Below are 15177 nucleotides of genomic sequence, written 5' to 3' on the forward strand. Positions count from 1 at the left end.
AGTTGTCTTTCACCCTCTTGTGCAACTATAGAAAAGGTTTATTGAAGAGAAAAGAGAATTGGTTTTATTAAGAAAAATGAACAGGAGGCTATACGAATGGGAAGAAAAGAAATGTTGCAAAATGGAGTCCAACAAGTTTTTTACGAAGAAGAATGGTACCCACCAATATCAGAAGCGTTAAAGAATCTTACGGTTGAACAAGCATGTTGGCAACCAGAAGGTGCTGCCAGTAATACGATTTGGGAAAATGTGAACCATTTATTAATCTTTAAAGAACGCCTACTTTCCCGCTTACATGAAGACGACACATTTGTTGCTCCACAAAATAATGATGAGACGTTTATCCAAGGTGGACCTAATGATGATGCCGCTTGGTAGCAAACCGTAAAGCGAACGCTTCAAGTACATGATGCCTTACAATCTTCATTAACCGCCCTTCAAGAAGCAGAACTAGATCAACTAAGTCCTTCTCTACCAGTTTGGCAACAATATATGAATATCCTTTTGCCTGATGCTTATCATACAGGACAAATTATACAGCTTCGGAAACTTCAAGGTTCATGGCCAACTCACCGTTCTTATTTATAAAGTGAAATTTTAATCAGCTCTTACCAATCGGGATTTTGCGGGCAGCCCATCCCCACCTCACTTCTTTGCTTTCCTTGAATTTTGAGGTAAAAATCTTACTGTCCGTTAATCCGGAATAAACGATGTTTAAAATCGCATACGTTTAATATCCAACAAAACAATTGAAAACAGCTAATTGTTCGATAATTACTGCGATTTCTCAAAATAAAGCAAATTAAAATACATTGATTCCTAACATAACTTACATGCTTCATAACTTCTAATCATAATCCAAATTTGGAAGAATAGATGCTTTTTTATATACAAATAATAACTCTCAAGGAGTTGTTGACATGTATTTCATATTGAATATGTTAGGGATTTTCGTTGTCATATTAATCATTTTCTTATGTTCGCCTAATAAAAAACATATAAAATGGAGACCAATTGTAATTCTCATCCTATTGGAGCTTTTTATTACGTGGTTTATGTTAGGCACAAAGCTCGGCAGTATTATCATTAATAAAATTGCGTCATTTTTCAGTTGGCTACTAGCATGTGCGAATGAAGGTATTCGATTTGCATTTCCTTCAGCTATGGAAAGTCAGCACATTGATTTCTTCTTTAGTGCGTTACTTCCTATCATTTTTGTTATTACTTTTTTCGATATTCTTTCTTATTTCGGAATCTTAACTTGGATTATTGATAAAGTAGGTGCAGTTATTTCAAAGATTTCTCGTTTACCAAAGTTAGAAAGTTTCTTTTCGATTCAAATGATGTTTTTAGGAAACACCGAAGCACTTGCGGTTGTTCGTGATCAATTATCTGTTTTAAAAGAAAATCGATTATTAACTTTTGGAATTATGAGTATGAGTAGCGTTAGCGGATCCATTCTTGGTGCTTATTTATCAATGGTTCCAGCAACATATATTTTCAGCGCAATCCCATTAAACTGTATTAACGCATTAATTTTAGCCAATGTATTAAATCCTGTGGAAGTTTCGAAAGAAGAAGACGTTGTTTACACACCTTCAAAACATGAAAAAAAGGATTTCTTTTCTACTATTTCAAACAGTATGTTAGTTGGGATGAATATGGTTATCGTTATTTTAGCTATGGTAATTGGTTATGTAGCTTTAACAGCATGTTTAAATGGGATTTTAGGATTTTTTGTAACGGGGTTAACAATTCAAAAAATCTTCTCCATTATCTTTAGTCCTTTTGCATTTTTACTCGGTTTATCAGGCAGTGATGCTATGTATGTAGCTGAATTAATGGGGATCAAAATAACGACGAATGAATTTGTTGCAATGATGGATTTAAAATCAAACTTAAAGTCGCTACAACCGCATACGGTTGCGGTTGCAACGACATTTCTAGCTTCTTTTGCTAACTTTAGTACAGTAGGTATGATTTACGGAACTTACAATTCATTATTTGGCGGAGAAAAATCATCAGTCATCGGTAAAAATGTTTGGAAGCTTCTTGTTAGCGGGATGGCTGTTTCTTTATTAAGTGCTATGCTCGTTGGGCTATTTGTATGGTAATTAATTTTAATAATAAAAGACACCCAAGCCAATTGAGTGTCTTTTATTATTATTTTCGAATTTGTCCATTTCCACGAATCACATATTTTGTAGAAGTTAATGCTGGAAGCCCCATTGGTCCTCTTACGTGTAACTTTTGTGTACTGATACCAATTTCCGCTCCGAATCCAAATTCGGATCCATCTGTAAAACGAGTCGATGCATTATGATAAAGTGCCGCGGCATCTACAGAAGTAAAAAACTTGCTGACGTTTTCCTCGTTTTCAGTAATAATTGCTTCAGAATGCATAGATCCATACGTATTTATATGATGAATCGCTTCTTCAACAGTGGAAACCACTTTCACTGCTAGTGTGAGAGATAAAAACTCAGTTTCCCAGTCTTCTTCTGTCGCAAGTAAGATAGAAGAATCAATCGCCACTGCTTTATTATCACCACGTAGCTCCACTCCTCTTTCATTCAAGGAAGAAAACAACTCGCTACCATATTGCTCTGCCCAATTCTCATGAAGTACAATCGTCTCAATTGCATTACATACAGATGGACGCTGTGTTTTTGCATTTATAATAATATTAAACGCCATTTGTTTATCTGCTGTTTCATCAATGAATATATGACAATTTCCCGCACCTGTTTCAAGTACTGGAACAGACGCTTCTCTCACTACTGTATCAATTAATTGTTTACCGCCTCTTGGTATAAGAACATCCAAGTACTCGTTCAATGTAAACAACTGTTTTGCACTATCTCTCGTTGTATCTTCTATGAGCTGTACACTTTCTGAAGGCAAGCTAGTTTGCTTAAGCGCCCGGTGAATAACGCTAACGATGGCTTTGTTAGAATGGATAGCAGAAGAACTACCACGTAGTATTACTGCGTTTCCTGTTTTCAAACAAATTGTAGCAGCATCAACAGTTACATTCGGTCTTGCCTCATAAATCATCCCGACAACACCAAGTGGTACGCGCATCTCCTGAATAGATAGTCCATTTGGCCTTTCCCATGCACTTACACATTCTCCTACAGGATCACGTAATTCAATTAGCTGCTTAATCCCCTCTGTCATATCAATAATACGATTTTCAGTTAGCAGAAGACGATCAAGGAGTGAATCAGAAAATCCTTTTGCCTTACCTTCTTCAATATCCCTCTTGTTTTCTTCTAAAATATAAGCTGTTTCTAATATTAACTGATCAGCTATTGCGGAAAGTGCTTCGTTTTTTTGCTCTGTAGATTTAAGCACAAGCTCTCTAGCAACCTCTTTTGCTTTTATCCCCTTTGCCAACACTTCATTCATTTTTATTTCCTCCTTTTTAAAGTGAAACCCAATGATCCCTATGGATGACTTCATAACTATGTCTCTCGCCTCTTACTTGAATATCTTGGCTTTGCATACCTTTTACATCTATTAGTTCCTCTGCACTATATGTGCATTGTCCTTTTCCTATTACGCGCCCTTGTTGCGTTACAACCTCTACAACTTCACCCACTTGGAAAAATCCTGATACATTCGTAACACCAGCTGGAAGTAAACTCTTACCATGCTGAATGATGGCAGTAGCTGCCCCAGCATCTACTTCAATTTGTCCGCTAACAAGCGAATGTAAGGCAATCCATTGCTTGTTCATCTTCATTTCTTTTTGAGGAGCATTACCAACATACGTTCCATCACCCTTACCCTTCAAAACATCTACAAACTTTTCCTGTCCACGTCCTGTTCCGATAAATACACTCACACCAAGAGAGAGCGCTGTCTTTGCAGCGTCGATTTTTGATTTCATACCGCCAGTCCCAAGTTTTGAGCCAGCATCTCCTGCAAGAGAAGAAATTTCTTCCGTAACTTCAGGAAGAAAATAATATTTTTTTGCATCCGGATTTTTCTGAGGATTTTTGTCATATAACCCGTTCACATCCGTAAAGATCATAAGCATATCCGCCGAAACAAGCCCGCTTACTAAAGCTGACAGCATATCATTATCACCGAACGTCAGCTCCTCTAAAGAGATGGAATCATTTTCATTAATAATTGGAAGAGCGGAGCGGTTTAATAATTCTCCTAACGTAGCGTAAGCATTACTATATTGTTCTTTTCTAGAAAAATCACTCCTCGTCAGCAAAAGTTGCGCAGTAACGATGCCATATTTACGGAATTCCTCCGTGTACGCCTGCATTAACAAACTTTGTCCGACAGCTGCTGCAGCCTGTTTCCCTTTAATCGTTACAGGTCTGCTAGGATATCCTAGCGCTGAAAAACCTGCAGCGACGGCTCCAGATGTAATTAACACAACCTCGTGCCCCTCTTCTTTCAACCGAGCCAATGCGGCAACGTGATCTGAAAGCTGTTCTGTAGAGATGCCTCCGTGACTATCTGCCAAGGAACTACTCCCAATCTTTACAACAACTCGTTGTTTTTTCACTTTTTTATCCCCCAAGTCTAAAATCAAAGTTTTTTATAAATTACACTTCATTCACTTTGTAACTATATCTATTCTCATCAATGCTGCAATGAGGTATTTAAGAGCAAAATAAAAATGACCGCTTCGCCCTTAATAAAATAAAAAGGACGAAACGGTCATTGTTCCGCGGTACCACCTTAATTGATATACATAGATATCCACTTGGTGCCTATAACGCAGGCGAACGCCTAAACTTTCATTTAAGACTCAGGGATAGGTTCGATATATTCTATACGAGGAATCTTTCAGCCGGTGAATTCCACTCTCTTTCGCAAGAAGACATATGTACTAATTCCCTTCAACGATTTTCAATCTAATTTTTTTATATTATGCGATATAGTTCGATTCGGTGTCAAGAGGTATTTTTAAAAATAAATAGAGCCGCAAGTTATTTGTATGAAATTATCGCCCTACTGAATGAAAATACAAAATGATATAAGTTTAACTCATATTCATAAACATAAAACCTTACATTATAGTGTATATATTTACATAATGTCGAATATAATTAATTTTTATCTTTTAGTGTTGCAAAAAGGAATATATTCTCTTAGAATGTTTCTTTATATTGCACAGGGATGTTATTCTTATTCTAAGAAAATAATATCAAACCGATATAATTGATTATAAAAGGAGCAAGATTGAGTTATTATGGATAAACAAATTGGATTCATCGGTTGCGGAAATATGGGAATGGCTATGATTGGCGGAATGATAAACAAAAATATAGTGTCTTCAAATCAAATTATTTGTTCAGATTTAAACACTGCTAATTTAAAAAATGCTAGTGAAAAATATGGGCTAACTACAACTACCGACAACAATGAAGTAGCTAAAAATGCTGATATTTTAATTTTATCAATCAAACCAGACCTATACGCGTCAATAATTAATGAAATAAAAGAAATAATCAAAAACGATGCTATCATCGTTACGATCGCTGCTGGGAAAAGTATTGAAAGTACTGAAAATGCCTTTAATAAAAAAGTAAAGGTTGTAAGGGTAATGCCTAATACTCCTGCTCTTGTTGGAGAAGGAATGTCTGCATTATGCCCGAATGAAATGGTGACAGAAAAAGATTTAGAAGATGTACTAAACATTTTCAATAGTTTTGGTCAAACAGAGATCGTAAGTGAAAAATTAATGGATGTTGTCACATCCGTAAGTGGTTCTTCACCAGCTTATGTATATATGATTATAGAAGCGATGGCAGATGCTGCTGTACTAGATGGTATGCCAAGAAATCAAGCATATAAATTCGCTGCTCAAGCTGTGTTAGGCTCTGCAAAAATGGTACTAGAAACAGGAATACATCCAGGTGAATTGAAAGATATGGTTTGTTCTCCTGGCGGAACGACAATAGAAGCTGTAGCAACATTGGAGGAAAAAGGACTGAGAACAGCGATTATTTCAGCTATGCAGCGTTGTACGCAAAAGTCTGTTGAACTATCTGGTCAAACTAAAAAGTAAAACTGTAAAAGAGATCGCGTTAGCTATGAATTCATATGAATTTAATTAGAAATTCACTACATGATAAACGGCCAAACTCATATATAATTGAGTTTGGCCGTTTCAGTTTTAATTATATTAAAATAATTTCATTCAAATCTTCTTTACAGGTTCTGTTTTATCCCTTACCTATTCCCTACTATGATTGTGTAATTTTATTAGAAACTAATAATTTTTCAATGCACTTCGGTAACATATCTAATAGCGTTTCAAATGCGTAGTTTACATCTAGACGTTCTGTCCATTGATGTGCATCTTTTCCTACCGGCCCCATATTTAATACTGGAACATCAAACTCTTCTAATTCCTGAAGCGGAATTGAATAACCTTTATCCCATAATGGCATATTGTCTACAAGCGAACTCATTGAATCCAGTGGATACTGCAAGCCTACATAACTTAAATCTGAAATCCCCCCAAAATAATTTTGGTTTTCAAATGTAATTTTATGATTGTAGTGTGCATACTTTTCCATTTCTACAACTACCTCTTTTATTAAAGGATTGTTGCGTGAACTCACAGCTGGATAGTACGGCGGAGCGAAGAAAAGTACAATCATCGGTGCCTTTTCTTTACATAAAATCGCTAATTTATCTACTAAATCAATGGTTACCGCACGATCATCTTTATCTCCTCTATTTTTTATAATATTAGATTGAATATGATTTATTTTTTCTCGTCCATGTTGCTCAATTGCATATGTGATAAGCTCTTCATAAGTTAATACATTTACTTTGAGATTAGGTGGTATAAATGGATTATATTTAGAAAAACGATATGCATGTTTTTCATACGACTCTTCTATTTTCTCTGCTACTTTCGTTACTTTTTGACGTAACAATGAAACTACATCTGTCATTGATTTTTCTAATAAAAACAAATTAAATAATGTAACTGCACGATGCGGAATTTGTACAGAATAATCCTCTTTTAAGTCCCTTTGAAGTAAGTTAGTTGGCGGAGGACTCGCTTCCCCTTCTACAATATCACAAAGGTCTGTGTTTAACTCTAATTCTGCTGTTATTAATGAAGCCATATAACTCCCATTTAACCCTGCAAAAGGTTCACCTACATGTGTCTCTTTTCCGTAGCAAAGAAAACCAGGTAACACTTTACCAATAGAGCCAGTGTAAATATACTTATTTTGGTCACCAGGATGTCTTGAAAACATAGGCTCTGAGTTTAGTACCGTTTTATACTCTAAATCATGTTCTCTTGCTAACTCTAGTAATCTTGGAACAGCAGCTCTCATCCCTACAGAGTTTACTTCTTCATCTGGTACAGCCAATAAAAGAACATTCCCATCAAATCTTTCTTCGCAAGCTTGCTCAATCATTGCCATTTGTAATACGAGGCCGCATTTCATATCCATTGTTCCTCTACCAAACAGCCATTCTCCATGTTCTATATCTTCACGTACATGGTCTGGAAGTTCATCTTTATGAGAATAAAACATAGATGTTAACTTTTTAGGATTAAATGCATCTTCTTTCCACATTCCGTAATCTTGTACATCTACAACATCAAAGTGACTTACTAGAATTACAGTATTTTTTGTACTATCGCTTTTCTTTACTAGTGCTGTAACAAAATATCGTCCGTCCCCTGTCGGATTTTTTTGCAAATGGTGCGGGTTTTGTTTGAAATACTGTAAGTCAGATAATTGTTCCACAACAAAGTCTGGCAATATTACTTCAGCTTCTGAACCGGTAATACTAGGAATTTCAACAAGACTGCTTAATAATTGAACCAATTGTTCTTTTGATTGCCACTTTGACATATAAATCCCCCTATTTTCCGCATTATGAAAACTAATTCCAGTATATGAATAAAAAATGACGACAGCTATCAAAATTATAGTTCTGATGTACTGCCGATTTTTATTGATATTTCATGAGCCGCTTGTTTTACCTTGCTAATAAGAAAAGATAGTCGATCATCATTAATACGATGACTAATTAACCCAACACTTAATGCTCCTACTACTTTATGATTAAATCCGATAATAGGTGCAGCTACTGAAGCTGTCCCTTCTGTTTTTTCACCATAACTGACAGCATATCCTTCATTTTTTATTTGCTTTATTTGATTAAGAAGAATTTGCTTTTGTTCTGGTAATGAAGGAAGTAAATACTCTACAATATGTTCCATTTCATTCGTTTTCATATTGGCAAGCATCGTTTTATTTGCAGCACCAATTGAAAGTGGAATTTGTTCTCCTAGATTATCGATAACTCGAATTTTTAAAGGACTATCAATTCTTTCAATGATAATAGAATGTGTTCCGTTTGGAATATTCAAATAGACACTTTCTTCCACTTCAGAAGCCAAACGTTTCATCACTTCTCTTGCAACAGATCTATAGTCTACCTTCTCCAATTGACGCAACCCTATTTCCATCCACATTGGTCCAATTTTGTACTGTTTTGTCTCTGTAATTTGTGTAACTAACCCATGCTCCATTAGAGAGTTAAGTAATCTATGTACTGTACTAACCGGGAGATGTGTTCCATCAGCTATATCAGAAATAGCCCAATACTCTTTTTCATTTGTAGAATTCAATAATTTAATAATACTTATCGCTCGATCAATGGACTGTACCATAACTCGCCTCAACTTTACTCGTAATATGTTAGTACGCTTAATTAACTATCAATTTAGCAAACATTCGAAATGAAATCAATCTATTTATTTAATTTTCTAACAATAAAAACATATCACTAACAACGAATTGAAAACGCAAACAAAAAAATATTGACTTTTCTTTTTAATTATCTGGAAATTATAACAAGATTTCACATCACGGAATACATTCCATAATACGGAAAAACATCAAACGTTATTCTATCAACTACGAAAGTGAGGAAAACAATGGCGCAAGTAAGCAATACAAACAATGAATTAAAACGTACGATGAAAAGTAGACACTTATTCATGATTGCACTCGGTGGTGTGATTGGAACCGGGTTATTTAACGGATCTGGCTTTATTATAAGTCAGGCTGGACCTGGTGGATCCGTACTTGCCTTTATTGCTGGTGGATTATTAATGTATTTCGTTATGCTATGTCTTGGTGAACTTGCTGTAGCCATGCCTGTTTCAGGTTCTTTTCAGGAATATGCTACTAAATTCATCAATCCTGCAACTGGCTTTACAATCGGATGGTTGTATTGGTTAAGCTGGGCGAATACGACCGGTCTTGAATTTACAACTGCCGGTATTACAATGCAGCGCTGGTTTCCTGATATTCCTGTTTGGGTTTGGTGTTTAATATTTGGCGTTACCATCTTCACTATTAACGCATTATCTGCTCGTAGTTATGCAGAAACAGAATTTTGGTTTTCAAGTATAAAAGTATCTGCCATTATAGCTTTTATAATTCTTGGTGGCGCCGCTATGTTCGGTTTTATTGATTTAAAAGGCGATGAACCAGCTCCACTTCTTTCAAATTTCGTAAATCATGGTGGTTTATTTCCGAATGGACTTGCAGCTATTCTATTAACAATGGTTACAGTCAATTATTCCTTCCAAGGTACAGAGCTTGTCGGAATCGCAGCAGGTGAAAGTGAAGATCCAGCAAAAACTTTACCTCGTTCTATTAGAAATATTATATGGCGCACAATGTTTTTCTTCGTCTTAGCAATCTTTGTTCTTGTTGCTTTAATTCCTTGGGAAGAAGCTGGATTAACAAAGAGTCCATTCGTTGCTGTTTTTGATAATATCGGTATTCCATATGCAGCTGATATTATGAACTTTGTTATTCTTACTGCTGTTCTTTCTGTCGCAAACTCAGGACTATACGCTGCTACTCGAATGCTTTGGTCTTTATCAAAAAACGAAATGGCTCCAGCATTTTTAAAGAAATTATCATCACGTGGGATTCCTCTCAACGCTTTAATCATGACAATAGCTATTTCTGCTTTTTCTCTTTTGACAAGTGTAGTAGCTGCTGAAACTGTTTACTTGTGGCTCATTTCAATTTCCGGAGTCATTACCATTATTGTTTGGATGTCAATTTGTGTTTCTCAATTCTTTTTCCGCAAACATTATTTAGCAGACGGCGGAAAATTAGAAGACTTAAAATTTAAAACGCCACTTTATCCACTCGTACCAATTCTTGGTTTTGGATTGTATGGCATTATATTAATCAGTCTTATTTTTATCCCAGAACAACGACTTGGAATCTATTGCACTGTCCCATTTATCATCTTTTGCTACACTTACTATCACTTTAAAGTTAAGAAAAGAAATTCTACTAACACTCATAGTGAAACTAAAATTAGCGAGACTTCGTAATATTTGACTATACATAAAAGACTACACATGGCGTTTCACTTCATGTGTGGTCTTTTTTCATCATTTTAATATGATTTCATCTGAATTTAATGAATATATCCCCTTTCCTACAAAAGTAGTAGAGTGTTCATTTAAACACTTACTACCTCAGTGGGATTTATCACATTCCAATTTCAATATAATAGTAAATAGGTATATCGGATATAGATGTACATTACTAGGCTTATACATATTTCAACTTTAGAATTATATTCACTATTGAATTGGTAGTTACCAATAAAGAAAGAAAGAAAGAAAGGAATGATCATAATAATACAGAACATATACGAAACTCATTTACATGTAAGAAATTTAGAGAAGGCAATAAATTTCTATCAAAACAAGCTAGGATTAACGTTAGCAAGAAAACTCTCCAAAAGAAGAGTGGCTTTCTTTTGGGTCGGAGAAAATAAACAACAAATGCTTGGACTATGGGAAGTACATAACATTGAAGACTTTGAGCCGAGACATTTTGCTTTTGGTGTAAATTTAGAGTTTTTAATGACTTCTAAAGCGTGGCTAGAGGAACGTGGAATAGCAGTGATAGGAAGTCAAGGAAAAGGAAATCAAGAGCCAATTGTCCAAAGGTGGATGCCTGCTGCAAGTGTATACTTTCTAGATTGTGATGGAAACAAATTAGAATTCATTTCTATGTTACATGAGAATCCAGATGAATTAGAATATGCGTCCTATTTAAGTGTATGGAATGCGGAACACCAAGAAAAATGAATGGAATTTTCGTTCAAGTCTTTTCTTATTTTTGGATATAATGTTGTACGATCCCCCCTTTTACTATGAATTTGTTAACATAATGCATTTACTGTCATCTTATATTTGTACTTACGTACGAGCAATTCCTAATCTGCTTCAATTACAATTTGAATTATGTAAATTTTCCTCTTATCTGGTCTGGCATCTACTCTTTAAACACAAACTCCCCTTAAATCGAAAATGATTAAGGGGAGTTTTATATACGATGCAATTATAGTTCAGATTTCACTCGAACAGAAACATTATTTTTAATTATATTTTTGACATCTTTAAAGCTAACAAAATTGTTACTTTTCTCATCCCAAAGACGGAAACGTAGTGATTGTAAGCTTGTAGCAAGCGTAATCGTTGGTACATTTTTTAACGGAAGCGTATTATTGTGTGCCTCTTCTAGTTTATAGTTAGGTACCCTTGGGCTTAAATGGTGAACATGATGGAATCCAATATTACCAGTTAAGAATTGCAAAATTTTAGGAAGCTTATAAAAAGAACTTCCTTCCACTGCCGCTTTCACATATTCCCAATCTTTATCCTCTTCAAAATAAGAATCTTCAAATGTGTGCTGTACGTAAAACAGCCAAATCCCTACTGAACCTGCTATTAAGAATATAGTACCATGTACTAACAGAAACGATTGCCACCCAATTGCCCAGCAAAGTATAGCTACTACAGCAACAATTATAATATTCGTCAAATAAGTATTCATACGTTCTTTCTGCCTTGCACCTTTTCGGTTAAATCTATTTTTAAGCAAGAAAACATAAATCGGACCTAATCCAAACATAACGAATGGATTGCGATATAAGCGATATGCTAAACGAAGTCTAAATGGTGCAGCTACATATTCATCAACTGTAAGCGTCCAAATATCCCCTGTACCCCTCTTATCCAAATTACCACTCGTAGCGTGGTGAATAGAATGTTCATGCCCCCACTGATCAAATGGGAATAATGTTAAAACACCCATACACGTTCCAACTATTCTATTTGCACGTCGACTTTTAAAGAACGAATAATGGGTGCAATCATGAAAAATAATGAAAATTCTTGTCATAAATCCAGCGGCTAACAGTGCTGGAACTAATGTTAACCAATAAGAAACTGACAAACTTTTATAAGCAAGGTACCATAAAATAATAAATGGCACGATTGTGTTGATCAGTTGCCAAACACTTTTTTTAATCGTTGATTTTTCAAAAGGAGCAACTTGTTTTTTTAAATTTTTAGTATTTTCTAAGGTCATTGTTCTAATTCCTTTCCTTTTTGTTGCTAATTCATATTATAGCACACTATTAGTATCAGGTGTTAAAAGTAGCTATAATAAATATTATATACTATGAAAATCTCTTTTTTCTTACTCATTACTTACAAATTACTTACGCCCAAAATAGCTTCTATAATTGGACAGGCGGAGTATTTTATTTATAAAAGAAACTTCGAATTTTTCCAATAAGTACATAAAAAAACAGCAAGTTTTTTCACAAGAAGAAAAAAGCTGCGATAAGTCAGTTTCACCGACTTATCGCAGCTCCTCTTCGTTTTACCTTATTTTATCGATGAAGCCACACTGCACCTGCAGACTTGTCTTCAGCTTGGCCTACCACTTCAAACTTCAGTCCTAGTTTCGGTAACTTACGTCCTGCATCAGGAATAATGCTGTTGATGTATTGCTTAGAATCATCAAATTTTGCCACTCCTGGTAATCCTTTATAATCGAAGATACCGCGAGTTGGTGAATTTACTTTCCATGCTGGTGTTTGATCAAATGAGAATGCCGCATCGGCAATTTGGTAACGCGTACTGCTCTTCACAGTAGGTTGTCCGTTTAATGTCCCTACAATTGCCTCTGGATGAGAATCTACTACTCCTAAGAACCCTTCACCTGGATGAACGCCTACCCAGTTATCTGTAAAGCTTTGATCCGCATACCATACAACCATTCCTGTATTAAATACTGGACCACGTGCATGTTGTAACGCAGTGTCAGAACCAGCGTAATTTCTCCACTCTACATAGTAATTATGTTTTTTCTGTTCAAATCCGTTAGACACAGTAAAGCCTTTTAACGTCATTGCTGGCTGACCTTCTGCATCATCAGAGAAAACAACTTTTCCATCTACAGTTAATGCTGCATTATCTAACGCAAACCCTTTATAAGCTACTGCAATATCTGTTAAGTACTCAAATTGCAGTTTTACTTTTTTTCCTTTGAATTGGCTTAAATCGTATGATTTATCAACCCACTTACCATCAGTTGTATCCGCGCCGCCTTTTACATCTTTTTCGCCCATTCTATCAATGCGTGTCTTCGTTCCATCTTCTGCAATCGCATATACGTCAAGGAAATCATACTTCGCTTCAAGTTCGTAAAATGCCTTATAATCGAACTTAGCATCCTTTGCATTTGTTAAGTCAAATACTGGTGTCTCAAGTGTTGTATGAATGTCATTTCCTTTTGTACTGTAATAGAACTTCTTACCAAACGCTGATTCGATATTTTTTATATCTTTGTCCGGCAAGTTAACACGAACGATTCCAGGTCGTTTAGATTTTGTAGTACTTTGATCTACATATGTCGCAACACCGATTCCTTTGCTAAGTTTGTCATAATCTACTTCAAGGATATTCGCCCAGTTCCCCTTCATATTCTTTTGGAAAAATTCTTTATTTTGTGGTGAGAAACTCGTTGGCTCTGTTCCTGCAATTTTTCCAGCCCAGCTACCACCACTCATAATAGACCATGACTCAACAGGTTCACCTTGTCCTGAGTACTTTGTATCATATTCATCTGGTAAGCCTAAATCATGGCCATACTCATGTGCAAACACACCAACTGCCCCGTCTTCAGGCTCGATTGTATAATCATATGCAGCCATCTTTCCGCCCCAGTTCGAAACAGAAGATTTCGTGCCATCAATTGCATATGGTTTTGAACCTAGTTTTGAACGATGTGACCAAATCGCATCATCTTTCAATTTACCGCCGCCAGCTTCTTGACCAACGCCAGCATGTACAACCATTAAATGATCAATAATGCCATCTGGCTCATTTTTATTTCCATCACCATCTTGATCGTATTGATCAAATTGGTCATAGTCTGCTAAATTGACTCCTTTTGCTACCGCTGCTTTTAATGCTTCTTTCACAAAATCTTTTGGTCCTAAAGGCCCCTTGTTATCATGCCCAGTACCTGCATCAGCACCATAATCTGATGCTTTTCCTGGAACAGTAAGCCATTCTGTTACAGTCCCATCAACTGTGTAGCTACCACCAGATTGTTCTTCATAATATTGCTTAAATGTGTTAATCTTCGATCCATCAAATAAAGTAAATGGTTCATCACCAAATAACATTTTTTGATAATGTTCACGATTAAAGTCTTTAGAATACATGTATCCTGGCTCTTGATCAATATTGTTATGCTTAAAATCGCTAAATTCTACAAGTAAAACAAGTACTTTATCTTTTCGAACAGCTCCATTGTATTCTTCTTGCTTCGCTGATGTAGTAGGTACTTTTCCATTTAATTTCCCAGGGTTCAATGCTGCACCTTGTCCAGCTACCGGGCCTACTTCAGGCTGCTGCGCCTGTTCATTTTCCTTCATTTTTGCATCTTTTACTTTTTTCATAAAATCAGAAGCTTCTTGCGTAAGACTATCTCCTGTTAAGATTTCTTTCCCAGGGTTTTCCCCTTTCTTTTTCTCAACATATTTTTCGACAGCCTTTGACGTCTCAGCTTGCGATGCAGATTGATCAATTACCCCCCGTTGTTTTAGGGCTTCAGCCAAACGCTCCTCCGGTATTAAGTGCTCATCTATTGGTAGAGATGATGTTGGTGTCTCAGCATACGCTGCGTGACCTCCAAAAGCAAACGTACTACTTAGTACTGCTGCTGTTGTTAATACCGCTAATGGTTTTAATTTCTTTTTCTTTTTCAATGTATTTCCTCCCCAGTGTCTGCAAATTATCGTTTTTTGCCGATAACAACATAA

Annotated in this window: 10 protein-coding genes, 1 pseudogene and 1 other annotated feature; of the genes and pseudogenes, 5 read left to right on the forward strand and 6 right to left on the reverse strand. The window is 35.8% G+C overall.

From position 1 onward, the window contains the following. Positions 1 to 96 precede the first annotated feature (96 nt). Both V7S45_RS14615 and V7S45_RS14620 read left to right on the forward strand, forming a co-directional pair. A pseudogene (locus V7S45_RS14615) lies at positions 97 to 588 on the forward strand (DinB family protein). Between the two features lie 332 nt (positions 589 to 920). After that, complete coding sequence (locus V7S45_RS14620; RefSeq protein ID WP_000273596.1) at positions 921 to 2114, forward strand: nucleoside transporter C-terminal domain-containing protein; 1194 nt, start codon at positions 921 to 923, stop codon at positions 2112 to 2114. Between the two features lie 49 nt (positions 2115 to 2163). Here the strand turns inward: V7S45_RS14620 and V7S45_RS14625 are convergent, their stop codons facing one another. Both V7S45_RS14625 and proB read right to left on the reverse strand, forming a co-directional pair. Continuing rightward, complete coding sequence (locus V7S45_RS14625; protein ID WP_025687458.1) at positions 2164 to 3411, reverse strand: glutamate-5-semialdehyde dehydrogenase; 1248 nt, start codon at positions 3409 to 3411, stop codon at positions 2164 to 2166. A 16-nt stretch (positions 3412 to 3427) separates the two neighbouring features. Then, a complete protein-coding gene (proB, locus tag V7S45_RS14630) occupies positions 3428 to 4531 on the reverse strand; it encodes a glutamate 5-kinase (RefSeq protein WP_000744808.1) in 1104 nt (367 codons plus the stop codon). 139 nt (positions 4532 to 4670) lie between these two features. Then, positions 4671 to 4881: a binding site (T-box leader), on the reverse strand. A gap of 340 nt (positions 4882 to 5221) precedes the next feature. On the opposite strand from proB, the gene proC reads away from it, so the two are divergent. Further along, the gene (gene proC / locus V7S45_RS14635; RefSeq protein ID WP_000360723.1) at positions 5222 to 6040 is read left to right on the forward strand and encodes a pyrroline-5-carboxylate reductase; all 819 of its coding nucleotides are present in this window, start codon (positions 5222 to 5224) and stop codon (positions 6038 to 6040) included. A 178-nt stretch (positions 6041 to 6218) separates the two neighbouring features. On the opposite strand, the gene V7S45_RS14640 is transcribed toward proC, so the two are convergent. Next, positions 6219 to 7859, reverse strand: coding sequence for a M20 family metallopeptidase (locus V7S45_RS14640; RefSeq protein ID WP_025687457.1), 1641 nt, complete (start codon positions 7857 to 7859; stop codon positions 6219 to 6221). 74 nt (positions 7860 to 7933) lie between these two features. Continuing rightward, entirely contained in the window at positions 7934 to 8683 is a 750-nt protein-coding gene (locus V7S45_RS14645; protein ID WP_000250758.1) for an IclR family transcriptional regulator, read from the reverse strand. A gap of 267 nt (positions 8684 to 8950) precedes the next feature. On the opposite strand from V7S45_RS14645, the gene V7S45_RS14650 reads away from it, so the two are divergent. Both V7S45_RS14650 and V7S45_RS14655 read left to right on the forward strand, forming a co-directional pair. Further along, positions 8951 to 10375 carry an amino acid permease gene (locus V7S45_RS14650; protein WP_000079991.1) on the forward strand — a complete coding sequence of 475 codons (1425 nt, stop codon included), beginning with the start codon at positions 8951 to 8953 and terminating at the stop codon, positions 10373 to 10375. Positions 10376 to 10684: 309 nt separating this feature from the next. Further along, a complete protein-coding gene (locus V7S45_RS14655) occupies positions 10685 to 11143 on the forward strand; it encodes a VOC family protein (RefSeq protein ID WP_025687456.1) in 459 nt (152 codons plus the stop codon). Positions 11144 to 11396: 253 nt separating this feature from the next. On the opposite strand, the gene V7S45_RS14660 is transcribed toward V7S45_RS14655, so the two are convergent. Both V7S45_RS14660 and V7S45_RS14665 read right to left on the reverse strand, forming a co-directional pair. Beyond that, positions 11397 to 12428, reverse strand: a complete 1032-nt coding sequence (locus tag V7S45_RS14660; protein WP_000171504.1) for a fatty acid desaturase — start codon at positions 12426 to 12428, stop codon at positions 11397 to 11399. Positions 12429 to 12735: 307 nt separating this feature from the next. After that, the gene (locus V7S45_RS14665; protein ID WP_025687455.1) at positions 12736 to 15123 is read right to left on the reverse strand and encodes an immune inhibitor A domain-containing protein; all 2388 of its coding nucleotides are present in this window, start codon (positions 15121 to 15123) and stop codon (positions 12736 to 12738) included. Between the last annotated feature and the right edge of the window lie 54 nt (positions 15124 to 15177).

The organism is Bacillus sp. BR3(2024) (assembly GCF_039134555.1).
In the GTDB taxonomy this organism is placed as follows: Bacteria; Bacillota; Bacilli; order Bacillales; family Bacillaceae_G; genus Bacillus_A; species Bacillus_A cereus.